A 12,563-nucleotide genomic window follows, 5' to 3' on the forward strand; every position below is an offset into this window, starting at 1 on the left:
TTAAAAGGAATAATAGTTTTTTTGTGTGAAAATATGTAAATTATATTAAGAACATTTTATAATGAATTGAGAAAAAGAAAATTCATAAGTTATAATGAAATATGAATATAAAAAAAGTTCATATAATAATGTATGGAAGGGTATGAAACATGTTATATCAAACTCAAGCAACACAACAAACACCAGCTTATATAATTTATCTTCTTGATGTAAGCGCATCAATGAACCAAATGATGGATGCAGGCGGAGAAGAAAAAAGAAGAATTGATATTGTAACGGATGCTCTTTCTTTAGCGATTCGCCAAATGGTATTTCGTTCAACAAAAGGTAGTCGCTTGCTCCCGAGATATAAGTTATCTATTTTAGCCTATAGCGATCATGTTTTTGATTTATTGGGTGGGGTGAAAACAATAGACGAGGTAGCAAGACTTCGCCCTCTAGAAAAAATACAAACGCATCGTTTAACTGATACAGCAAAAGCTTTCTCTGTAGTAGAGAAGTTATTGCAAAAGGAATTACCAAATTTACAAGACGGGCCAGCTCCTGTTGTTTGTCATATGACAGATGGTGCTTCTACTGGTGAAGATCCAGAATTAATTGTGCGAAGAATTATGAATATGTCTGTACCTGATGGAAATGTACTAATTGAAAATATTTTTATTTCAGATGAAATCATGCAAGAACACATTACTAATATAAAGAAGTGGGAAGGCATTATGCCAAATACAGAGATTACAGATGAATATGGTGCAAAGTTGCAAAGACTTTCATCGCCTATCCCTCAAAGCTATCGTGAGATGATGACAGAACATGGATTTCATATTGCAGATGGTGCGGTGATGATGTTTCCTGGGACAAATGCGGATTTAGTATCACTTGGATTTCAAATGTCGGCTGCAACGCCGGTTCGATAGGAGGGGGAAGTATGGTGAAATATATCCTATCGCAAAAGAAAGAAACGGTATTGCAAGATAAGAAAACCAATCATTTTTCTTATCGATATAGCTATGTAAGAGCAAAGGAAACGCAGGATTTAAATGAGTGTGGACAGGACTTCCTAGCATTTCAAGATAATGGAACTAGTTTCATATTTGCGTTATGTGACGGTGTAGGGCTGTCTTTTCATGGTGAAATTGCTGCGGAATTTCTTGGTATGAAGTTAGTAAACTTGTTTGAAACATGTCAAGAAAGTGAAATGGATATTGCTACATTATTAAATGAACAGTTAAATAATTGGATAGAAGAAGCTTCAGAGGAAGTGAGTGCATTTCGGTTGCCAGAAAAAACACCGTGGTTACTTCGCGATGTCTTGGAGGAAAAGCGAAAACAAGGTAGTGAAACGATGTTTATTGGCGGGAAAATAGAACTCATTCCAAATGAAGATAAAGTACAAATAACGATAGTTACACATGGCGATTCATTTGTACAATTGTTTCAAGATAAGGAGAATTGTTCGAATGTAATGAAGTTTAAGAGAAATATAGAGAAAAGATGGTCTACACAGCGAGGTATTATTGGTGGGGAATTGGCGGTTTTTTCAAAGGCATTATCTAGGCAAGAAGCGAATCGGATAGTTATTCACTCAGACGGACTTGTGCCGCTTAAGCAGTATAACTTTGAGGAAGTGTTAAAAGAAATTGAGAGGGCACAGAACTCTCCGACAAGCGATGATATTTCATTTTTAGATGTTTCTTGGTAATAAACACGATGGAAAAAAGGTGAATTAACGTGGAAGAGATTATTGTGACATACATAAAACAGTCAAATGAAGAAATTGATATTGCAATTCCAAATGACGTAAAAGTGGTACAAATTATTGAAGCGATTTTACATCATGAAAAAATAGATGAAGCATTGAGCGGGATCTATGAAATTAGAGTGGCGAAAGATAAAGAAGAGTGGCATTCTATTCGAAATGATGAAACGTTGCGCGATAATGATGTGTGGGATGGACAATATGTAATGCTACATAAAAAAGGAGCAATTATCCCTTCTTTTGAAATGATGCCAGCAGAAGAAGTTTATAATGAACCTGTTAAACAAGATATGTCTTCTAGTGAAGAAGATTATGTATGGAAAATCATTGAGTAATAGTTTTTGGATGGGGAAGGAGAAATGTTTTGTGCAAAAATCACCGTATTTTCAACGCTCTCCGCGTGTGAAAGTAGAGATACCAACAGGGGATGTTATTATTCATGATCCACCGAATATACCGGAGGAGCCGAAGTTTTCAATTGAAACAATGTTACTGCCTGCAATGATGACAGTTTTAACATTGGTATTATATTTTGTAATGATGAAATTTATGAAGATGAATTCAAGTTATATGCCATTAATGATGGTTTCAAGTATTCCGATGTTGGGATCATATATAATTACAACGATGGGGCATTTCCGTAAAAAGAAAGAACATCGTCAAATGGTTGAACAATTACAAACAAGATATTTAGAGCAAATTCAAAAGCATCGAGTGGAATTAGATACGTTAAAGGTTGAACAAGCAAAATATTTAATTACACAAAATCCAAGCCCATTAAAAAGTGTACAAAGAATTGAAAACAGGGAAAGTAATTTGTGGGAGAGAACACCTGAAAGTCCAGACTTTTTAGATATTCGTATTGGTACAGGAGAAAGACCATTCCTTGTAGAATTGAAGGTGCCTGAACAGAAAGGTTACGAAGAAAATCCATTAGTTACAGAAGCACAAAATGTGAAAAGAGATTTCAATACGATACCGAATGGACATATTTCAATTTCTTTGAAAAAAAATGATGTAATTGGTGTAGTCGGAAATAAAGAAGATAGACTAAACTTTATTCGAATTGTAACGACACAAATTATGACGCATCATGCACCAAATGAAGTGAAAATGCAGTGGGATTGGATGAGGTGGCTTCCTCATGTATGGGATGAACAGAGAAGTATGCGCTTTTTATCTGAAAATCAACAAGATGCACAGAAATTAGCTGAAGTACTATTTACCCCACTTAATATGCGTAGAATCTATAATTCCTCTGCGCAAGCAGATGCAAAAGTTCCTTTAATTCCGATGTATGTATTTTTCTTATCAGCGAGAGAGTTTTTAGAAGATGATCCTTTAACTCCAATGTTACTTAGAGAAGGTGAAAGTGTAGGAGCTTCTACATTTATTTTTGCGGAACAAAAGGAACGCTTACCGATGGAATGTGATCTTGTAATAAGCTTAAATGGAGAAAATGGTGAGTTAGTAGAAACGTTTTCAAGTTCAGCTGAAAATAGTGGAACAACGCGTGCTAGTTTTAAAGTAGATCGACTTTCATTCGAGCGATGTGAACTAGGAGCGCGAAGCATTGCTCCAATTCGAATGAAAAGTTCTACAGCAGCCAACATTCCGAAAGTATTAACATTTTTAGACTTGTTTCAAGCTAAAAATATGGAAGAGCTACAAGTGCTAGAGAGATGGAAAGAAAATCGATATCCGACTTCATTACCGGTTCCAATTGGTGTAAGAGAAGGAAGTAAACCTGTTTTTCTAAATATTCACGATAAAATAGAGAAAAAAGGGCATGGTCCACACGGCCTAATGGCTGGCACAACAGGATCAGGAAAAAGTGAAGTAATTCAGTCTATAATAGCAGCGTTAGCAGCAACCTATCACCCTCATGAGATGGCATTTATGCTTATTGATTATAAAGGTGGTGGGATGTCAAACACATTTGCGGGATTACCGCATATTATTGCATCTATTACGAACTTAGAGGACCCGAACTTAATTGAGCGTGCCAGAATTTCATTAAAGGCAGAACTAGAACGGAGACAAAAATTATTCATTCAAGCTGGAAATGTTCAGCATCTAGATGAATATTATGAAACAAGCTGGCGTGAAAAAGAACCTTTACCACATTTATTTATTGTTATTGATGAGTTTGCTCAAATGAAAAAGGAACAACCAGAATTTATGGACGAGCTAATTAGTGTCGCTGCAATAGGAAGGACATTAGGAGTTCACTTATTATTAGCAACTCAAAAACCTTCAGGGGTTGTAAATGACAAGATTTGGAGTAACTCACGTTTTCGAATTTGTTTACGTGTACAAGATGACGCGGATAGTCGTGAAATGTTAAAGATTCCAGATGCATCTAAAATCAATGTACCAGGGCGAGGATATCTTCAAGTTGGTAGCAATGAAGTATTGGAATTATTCCAATCTGCATGGAGTGGAGCACCTTATAATCCAGATGAAGAGAAAGTTCTTGATATTGTTGACTTTACAGAAGTGAAGCTTTCCGGTGAAAGAATAAAAGTGAAAAAGCGTCCAAAACCAATGACAAATAGTCCAAAGCAATTACAAGCTTTTATTCAATATGTACAGAGCGTATCAGAAAAAGAAAATATTAAAGCATTACCAGGACCTTGGCTGGATCCATTACCGGAAAAATTATTGTTAAAAGAATTTTATGCTATGGAAAATTGGACAATTGCTGAGTGGAATAAACCGAAAGAATATTTACAAGTAACAGTAGGATTAATTGATGATGTTGCAAATCAAGCACAATTTCCTCTGAAGTTAGATTTACAAGAAGGGCATTTAAATATTTATGGTATGCCAGGTACAGGGAAAACGACGATGTTGCAAACAATTATTATGTCCTTAGCTGTATCGCACACACCAGAAGAAGTGAATTTCTATGTTATTGATTTTGGTCGAATGTTCTTAGATTTTAGAGACTTACCTCATATAGGCGGGATTATACAAGAAGGCGAAAATGAGAAAATGAAACGTCTATTTGGATTTTTAAAGAAGGAAATCACGCATAGAAAAGAGAGTTTTTCTAATATCGGTGCAAAGTCATTCTCTATGTATAACCGAATGGTGGAAAAGAAAATACCAGCTATAGTAGTAATGGTAGATGGTTATATAAGATTCAAAAATGAATTCGAGAAAGAAAATGAAGTATTAGAATTATTATTGCGTGAATCAAGTACATACGGAGTTTATTTCTATTTCTCTCTGAATCAAACAATTGATATGTTCGATCGTGTTCGTAATAATATACCGATGGCACTTACATTTGAATTGCAAGATGGAACAGAATACCATAACTTAGTAGGCAGACCTAAATTCCCATTAATTGAAGTTCCTGTTGGCCGTGGATTAATGAAAGGGCAACCGCCGGAACTATTCCAAGCAGCATTGCCGTTTATTGGGGAAAGTGAACTTGAGTACTCTCAACAATTAAAAACAATTATTCAAAAAATGAATGGAGAATGGGATGGTGAAAAAGCAAAAGCTATTCCAATGGTACCTAAAGAAATATTTGTAGAACATATGGTTGAAAAATTAGAAACAGCCCAAATTTCAGCAGGTATAGAAACAGAGGATATTCGCTTACAAAGCTTTTCTTTAGATGAAATGAGTCATATATTTATTGGGGGAAGAATAGAAGGTGGAAAAACATCGTTATTACAAACACTTCTATTCACTACTACATACCAATACTCTCCTGAAAAGGTTGAGCTATACTTAGTAGACCTTGGTGAAAGACCTACAGGCTTATTAGCTCTTGGAGATTTACCTCATGTGAAGAAGAAAGTTACAGAGGGTATGCAATTAAAAGAAATGTTAGATGAATTGTTAGAGCTAATAAATAATAGAGAACCAATAATGCCTTCTATAGATCCAAACGTAACAGTAGAGTTTCCATATAAGAGAATAATCATTGCAATTGATGATATTGATCAAATGTTAACTGTATTATCTACTGATTATGAGGCGAAAAATAAAATGGAACTAATAGTCCAAAACTGTAAAAATAAAGGGATTCACTTTATGACAGCGGCTACAACGTCTAGTTTAAATAGCTATTCTCATGAAAAATGGTTTGCGGAAATTAGAAAGAGAAGTATTGGTTATTTATTGGGAACGACACAAAATAACGATGTGTATTTCTTTAATATGAAACTTCCACATACTGAAATGGATCAAGAATTATTAAGTGGGGATGGATATTGTATACGTAGAAAGCCAATAAAAATAAAATGTGCATATACACCATTACATTTACTTCGCACGATGATAGATAAAATTAGTGTGAAATGGGCTGAATTAAAAGTGAAATAATATTAAAATAGGGTTAAATTACTAGAAAATAGAATTTTTTTGTAATTTAGCTCTTTAAAAATTGTATGAATATAGTTTATAATCTAATTGTTGTATCATTTATGATTTGAAAGGGGAAATTATTACAATGGCAGAAATTAAAATCACACCAGAAGAACTTGAAAGAATCGCAGGAAACTTTAAAAACGCAGCAGGAGAAGCACAAAGTCAAATTAATAGACTTGAAGGCGATATTAATAGTTTAGAAGGACAATGGGCTGGGGCAACACAAGCGAAGTTCCGTGGAGAATTTATCCAATCTAAACAAGCAATGCAACAATACATTCCAATTTTAGAAGGTATTTCAACAGATTTAAAACGTATCGCTGATAAATTCCGTAACACAGATAACGCATACTAAGAATAGAACAATTGCAAAAGACCAGGAGCTATTGTTCCTGGTCTTTTTTTGAAAAATTGTTATACGAGAGTAAGGGGATAAAATGGGATTCCGACCAGAAGTAGGAGAAAAAATTAATCTTAATAAAGATGTTTATCGTTTTGAGAAACACCCAGCTGTAATTGGTATTGAAATGCCCTATGGCCAAGAGGGAAGGCAAGGAACCGTTTATCAATTACAACAGGAAAATGGTGTAGAACGAATTGCATTAAAAGTTTTTAAGGAACGCTATCGTGAGGAAAAACATCAACTAGCATTTCTGAAACCACTTTCTTCCTTAGCAGGTCTGAAAGTATGTTCACGTCGTTACTAAAGAAGAACATACATCTGCTATCGAAAAATCAGAAGATCTTGCTAATAGTATTGTAATGCCTTGGATTGAAGGTCCAACTTGGGCTGATATTTTACAAGAACAACGAATGTTATCAAAAGAACAATGTTTCTTTATTGCAGAAGCATTTCTTACAACACTTAAAATGATGGAAGAAAATGAAGTTGCTCATAATGATTTATCGTCTAGCAACGTACTTGTACCTTTCTTAAGTGAAAATGCAATTGAAGGCCAACACAATATCGAACTTGTTGATGTTGAGCAAATGTATGGCCCAAAAACGAAAAGACCGTCATTATTGCCAGCAGGTTCAGCGGGTTACGCACCAAAGTATTTGACAAGTGGAGTATGGCAAAAAGAAGCCGATCGATTTGCAGGTGCTATTTTAATAGGAGAAATATTAAGTTGGTGTAGTGAAGAAGTTCGAAATAAAAAATGGACGGATGCAAGTTACTTTAAAACGGAAGAAATGCAGACAGAATGTGAAAGATATACGTTACTTCAGCAAGTATTACATAATCAATGGAACGGGGAAATTGCAAAATTATTTAAGCAGGCATGGAGTAGTAATTCTTTCGCAGAATGCCCAAGCTTTGCACAGTGGTACGATGTATTTAATAGCGCGAGAGAAATAATAAAAATTGATGCGGAAAGGCAGTCAGCAGAAGAACACTCTCTTTTTGTATCAAAATGTTTGGAAATTGCAAGATTATTAGAAGAGAGAGGATTTAAACAAGCGGCATTATATGAATATAAAATAATTTTCAATTCACTCAATTCATCAACAGCTCTGCAAAAAGAACTCGCATATATCATTCAAACTATGGAGAGTCAAGAGCCTGAAATAAATAATAAAATGGTCCTACAACATTATTTGGAATTAGCTACTGAATTGGAACGAGAAAACAATGCAGCATTTGCTTGTTTCGTCTATTCACGAATCGTACAATTTCCAAACATTGATCAGGCGTTAAAACAGGAAATTGAAAGCATTATTAAAGAGATAGAAGAAGAGCAAGGAACAGAGTCGCAGCAAGAAGTAGCAGCTACAATTACAGTGCCAAATAGCATTCTACAGAGCCGAAAACAAACAAAAAAACAAGTGGAATATGATATAGATGATGAGATTTTAAATGCAAAAGCATCCAATCAACCACTTACAGTAGCACATGAACAAAGTGAACCGTCACCTTTTTCTAAATGGTGGAAAAAGAATAAAAAATGGATTTTGATTATTGGTTCAACTGTAGTGGTTGTAATAGGTGGTTCGACGTTGTTTTATTTCTACACAACAAATGCTAAATATCAAAAGTTTATGGAACAAGCACGACAAGCTTATGATGATAAAAAATATACAAAAGCTGAAGAAGCTGTTGGACAGGCAATTGCTGTGAAGGGTAAAGACGAGGCTTATCTCCAATTAGCAACGATTTACGTTGCTGAAGGAAAAAATAAAATTGCAATCGATTATATTACAAAACTAATAAAAGATAGAGAAATAGATAAAGAAAATAATGAAGCTGCTTATTTATTAGCTTCAGCGAATTTCCGCATTGGGAAATATCAAGAAGCAGTGCAAAATTTTGAACAAGCGCTAGCGAATAATGCAAAAGGAATTGAACCATACAAAAAAGATGCAATGCGAGATTTAGCTGTAAGTCATATGAAAATGAAGGAATTTGAAAAGGCAGAAGATGTTATTGTCAAAATGAGTACGAAAACAAATGAAGATAAAGCAATTGTTTCGTATTTAAAAGGTCAACTATCAACCGCAACTGTACAGTTAGACAAAGCAGAATCTTTCTTTAAAGAAGCTATTATGCAAGATTCAAAGAATGCCATATATACAATTGAACTTTCAAATTTATATGTGCTTTGGAATAAAACAAACCTAATTGATAGTGCGAAGAAAGAAATGAATTATCAACAAGCATCTCACATCTTACAAGTTGCAATTCAAAAAGATATGAAAAATATTGAGTTGTTAAATCAACTAGGAATTGTGTATTACGAAGCGGGCCAATTTTATGAAACGCGAGATGGCGCAAAGAGTACGGCTGCATACCAACAAGCGTTAGAAGCTTACAATAGAGTTGTCGGCAGTGGAACACGCGATATAAATACGCTTGTAAATATAGGGATTTTATACGATAAAGTGGGACAAGGAAATGAAGCAGAGAAGCTTTTCACAGAAGCATACTCACAAAACGATGAAAATCCGCATGTGAATTTTGCATTCGGGATGTTTAAAATTAAACAGAAAAAATATGAGGAAGCAAGTCGCTTCTTAAGAAAAACAGTGCAAGCAAATGAAAATGAATCTGAAGTAAGAGCTGCGCAAGAAAAACTAACAGAAATGAAAACAAACGGTTGGATTCAATAAAGATAGGAAAAGGGGAAAAGGACATGGAGGAAAACAATAATAACTTAGGGAAAAAAGTCGCTATATCAGTAATGTCGGTAGCATTACTAGGAACATCAGGATATCTTGTGTATGACAAAGGCTTTAAGACAGCAGGAAAAGAACAAGTAAAACTAGCAAGTAATACAGAAGAGAAAAAAGATGATCGTATTACAGGGGGCGATTTACAGTCTATGTTCCCGAATTTAGTCGCTGATCCTGCAAAAAAAGATGAAAAACCCGGCGAAAAACCAACTATTAATTTAGCAGACTTAATTGGGAATAATAAATCACCAATTACACCAGTGACGTATAAACCAGATGAAGTATCGGTGGAAAAGAAAGATCCACAAATCAAATTATCGGATGCACCAACTCCACAAAAGTTAGATTTGCCATCTAATATGGGGGGACCTGTGGCGGAGCCAAATAAAAATAATGATAATGCTCAATTACCTACATCCACTGTAGAACCGCCAAAAACTAATACTGGAACAGGAGGAACTGAAACAGAAAAACCAAAACTAGACCCAGAACCAAAACCGGAACCAAAACCAAATCCAGAACCAAAACCAGATCCAGAACCAAAACCAAATCCAGAACCAAAACCAGATCCAGAACCAAAACCAGATCCAGAACCAAAACCAGATCCAAAACCAAAACCAGATCCAGAACCAAAACCAGATCCAGAACCAACACACCCAACAATTACAGTATCACCAAAAACGGGAGATATTTTAGTTGAGTGGTACGCTGGCAATGGAAAATACTACTCATCTGTTTTCTTTAATGATTTTTATACGAGTCAAAAAGAACTGGATGAAAATGCATTAAATAATTTAACGAACTACTATAGCAAAAAAGAAGACTGGACGCTCGTTAGCCAATTGAATACACCATCAAAATCAAAATCAATAGCTGAACATAAGCTAGCATTAGATAATGTAGAACAAATTCTTACAAGTGGTGAATATTCAAATGAGAGAGCACTATTCTATTTACGTAATCAAATGAATGTACTAAATGAATCGGTTACCACTCAAGAAGAGCTACAAAGATATTTAAGTGAAAATAAGAAGGATTATATTAAATCTGTAGCAGAAAAAGTTTATCAAACAGCAACAAAAGAAAAAAGAGAGTGGTCAAATACAGGGGATGTAGCATCTTTAGAACAAGCATTAAGTAAATTTTATTTAGTTACATCAGTATTTGAAAGCGTAGATCCTACATTAGTAGAAAAAGCGAATCAAGATGTAGAAGATATTTTCAACAAGCTATTACAAGAAGAATTACAGAACCTTAATATCCAAACATCAGTAGTGATGTCTGCAACTGAGACAAAAGAAAAAGCAAGCCCTGTAAAAGAAAAGACTAGCAGTAATGAAGGAAAAGCAGTGAAAGATGTTCCTAGCAGTAATGAAGGAAAAGTAGTTAAAGAAGAAAATGTAAGTGAAAATGAGGAAACAGCTACATCAAGTGAGAAAAATCTAAAAGAATCAATAACTGAAGGTGCCACAAATAACAATAAAACAAATAATGTAGATTCAAGTAATCAAAAAGAAAAAGTGAAATCTGATCCGGCTGAAGAAGCAATTGCTCAAATTGATGTATATTTAAATCCAGCGAATCCACAATATGAAAATGCTTTACTATTAGCAAATCAGTATATTGACGGTGCAACAGGAGAACAAAAAGAAAAATTAGAACAGCAATTTAGTGCGGCTGTAGAGGGACTTCGTGGACAAATTAAAGATTCTAATTTCAAAGTCGAAGATGCTATAAATAAAGCGAATTTATTAGCAAATACGGCAAGAGTAGAAAAATCTGTTCAAGATGAATCTCATAAATTATTAATGCCGCTAATGTTTGAAAGAAAAGCAAACGATGCTGCAAATAAGGGAGAATATTATACAGCGGTATTAAATATTGCAAATGCAATTCGTACAAAGCACCCATTGGAACGCTCAAGAGAAGAAATGGTTAATTATGCGAATAAATTATGGATAGATACAGAAAATGAATGGAATAAAATAAATGGAACGACAGGATGGCAAAGTGAAGTAAGTAAAAACTTATTACCATCATACACATTACTTGCACAGTTAAAAGATATTGATAAAACGATTGGCCAAATTAGTGGTATGAATATGATTGATAATGCATCCAAAAAAATGGAGGGAATTCAACTTATTCAGTTAGCAGGTGATGAAGCAAATAAAAAAGGTCAAACGAGCCTTTATAATGCTTTACATTATTATGGTCAAGCAGCTTCCCGAGGTGTTGTTGACAAAACAGGATTTTCTAATGTAGCTGGTCTTGTAATTAAAGAAGCAAAACAGTTAGAGAATAAGGATGCTTTAAACAACTATCAAATTTTATATAAAACACCAGGAATTGAAGAGCTAGGAATTAAAGATGAAGTAAAAGTGACAATTGAGTATTTGAGTACATTTGAAGCTGCAAAGGTAAGTGGAAATAAAGATACAATTGAAGATTTAGCTTCAGCAATTGAATTAACTTATCGTTCTATGGAATTAGGATATCCAGAAGCAGATGCTAAAGAATGGATGAATACGGTAGCTCTAAAAATGTTGAATAAAGGTGCAGGTTATATGTCCGCAACTGATACGAATAATGCATATAAATGTTTTGAATTTTTAACTCGTGATAAATATGCAAATGCTATTAATGGAGAAATAACGAAACAAGCAAAAAAGAATGTAGAAACAATTAAATCTATGAACGTTAAAAAATAATTAGATTTAATATTCGCCATCTTACTTTGAGTAAGATGGCGAAATTATTTCGCATAAGGAGTGAAGTTCAATGAGTTTACTAGAAATTTGTCCATTAGATGAGGCGTTAGTGGAGGCTTTACAGAATGAAGAAAAAAGAGTTCGTTTTTATGAGATATTACAGAAATCAAATTTGTACGTTGTTGCTTCGGTAGAGGGCGATACAACTGTAGATGAAGAAGGAAATTTGATTTCAACTGAAAATACACAATTGCAAATTCATTATTTTGAAATGGAAGAAGGATTAATGTTACCACTGTATTCTGATTTGAAACATTTAGAAATGGTTATTCCAGAAGAATGTCCGTATGTCTCTATGAATGCAGTTGAATTATTAAAGACGATAGATTTAGAGGCAAATGTAATATTAAATCCAGGAACAAAATTTCAAAAATTATTTGTAAAGGAAGAAATTGAAGCGATTTGTGATAATAGTATTTTTGATGTTTTTTCTAAAGGGGATAAGTAAAATTTGATGCAGTTCTATTCATTTTTGG

The 12,563-nt window shown here is 34.2% G+C and carries 7 protein-coding genes and 1 pseudogene; all 8 read left to right on the forward strand.

What is annotated here, in order from left to right:
* Positions 1–149: 149 nt before the first annotated feature.
* The 8 genes and pseudogenes from PSR14_RS11600 (at position 150) to PSR14_RS11635 (ending at position 12,535) form a co-directional block, all read left to right on the forward strand.
* Complete coding sequence (locus PSR14_RS11600) at positions 150–914, forward strand: vWA domain-containing protein (protein ID WP_000966842.1); 765 nt, start codon at positions 150–152, stop codon at positions 912–914.
* A gap of 11 nt (positions 915–925) precedes the next feature.
* Complete coding sequence (locus tag PSR14_RS11605; RefSeq protein ID WP_000241759.1) at positions 926–1,699, forward strand: protein phosphatase 2C domain-containing protein; 774 nt, start codon at positions 926–928, stop codon at positions 1,697–1,699.
* A 29-nt stretch (positions 1,700–1,728) separates the two neighbouring features.
* The gene (locus PSR14_RS11610; protein WP_000391141.1) at positions 1,729–2,091 is read left to right on the forward strand and encodes an EsaB/YukD family protein; all 363 of its coding nucleotides are present in this window, start codon (positions 1,729–1,731) and stop codon (positions 2,089–2,091) included.
* 31 nt (positions 2,092–2,122) lie between these two features.
* Complete coding sequence (gene essC / locus PSR14_RS11615; protein WP_113732755.1) at positions 2,123–6,100, forward strand: type VII secretion protein EssC; 3,978 nt, start codon at positions 2,123–2,125, stop codon at positions 6,098–6,100.
* A 127-nt stretch (positions 6,101–6,227) separates the two neighbouring features.
* Entirely contained in the window at positions 6,228–6,500 is a 273-nt protein-coding gene (locus tag PSR14_RS11620; protein WP_000807831.1) for a WXG100 family type VII secretion target, read from the forward strand.
* A gap of 82 nt (positions 6,501–6,582) precedes the next feature.
* Positions 6,583–9,253 (forward strand): annotated as a pseudogene (locus tag PSR14_RS11625) (tetratricopeptide repeat protein).
* A 23-nt stretch (positions 9,254–9,276) separates the two neighbouring features.
* Positions 9,277–12,027 (forward strand): hypothetical protein, encoded by a 2,751-nt coding sequence (locus PSR14_RS11630; protein ID WP_169509267.1) that lies wholly within the window; start codon positions 9,277–9,279, stop codon positions 12,025–12,027.
* 70 nt (positions 12,028–12,097) lie between these two features.
* On the forward strand, positions 12,098–12,535 hold the full coding sequence (locus PSR14_RS11635) for an SseB family protein (protein ID WP_000054422.1): 438 nt from the start codon (positions 12,098–12,100) through the stop codon (positions 12,533–12,535).
* The last annotated feature ends 28 nt before the right edge of the window (positions 12,536–12,563 follow it).

The sequence above is a fragment of the Bacillus sp. A01H genome (assembly GCF_045277205.1).
Taxonomy (GTDB): domain Bacteria; phylum Bacillota; class Bacilli; order Bacillales; family Bacillaceae_G; genus Bacillus_A; species Bacillus_A paranthracis.